This window comes from Variovorax sp. P2_H12, assembly GCF_056403395.1.
The window spans coordinates 1-472 of record NZ_JBFUFO010000180.1; the positions used below are offsets into that span (position 1 = coordinate 1).

The following is a 472-nucleotide window of genomic DNA, read 5'->3' on the forward strand; positions in this document are numbered from 1 at the left end:
GGCGCGAAGTACGTCGAGCTGGTCGTCGCGGACGGCGGCGACGGCAACGGCAACGACCACGCGGACTGGGGCAACGCACGGTTCCACTGCGGAAGCTGAATGAGCCGGCAGTGAGCAGTGAGAGGGGTGGGGCCGATCCCGGTCCCACCCCTTCCCAGGAGCGCGTCCGAGAGGACGTGCGGAAGGGGTGGGGCCGCAAGGCCGGGGTATTCTCACCGGACTCCGCCGTGTCCGCCAAGGGCGGTGCGGTGGGAGAAGCGGATCAGTGGCTCGTTCCACCTCCGTCGGTTCCCGCTCCGTCCGGACGCCGCGGACGTCGCGCCCGCAGCCGTGCGGGACGCCTTCCGCGAGGCCTTGCGGCTGACCATCACCCACTTGGGCGAACCGGTCGTGGACCGTCCGGAGGACTGCCGGAAGGCGCAGGACGCACAGGCGAGGGATGCCCGGGACTCACCGGTGTGTGCAGTACGCC

1 protein-coding gene is annotated in these 472 nt (G+C 71.2%); it reads left to right on the forward strand.

The window, feature by feature from the left end:
* On the forward strand, positions 1 to 99 hold a 99-nt coding region (locus tag AC1DYK_RS35710), incomplete at its 5' end, for an NPCBM/NEW2 domain-containing protein (RefSeq protein ID WP_478170570.1).
* Positions 100 to 472 lie beyond the last annotated feature (373 nt).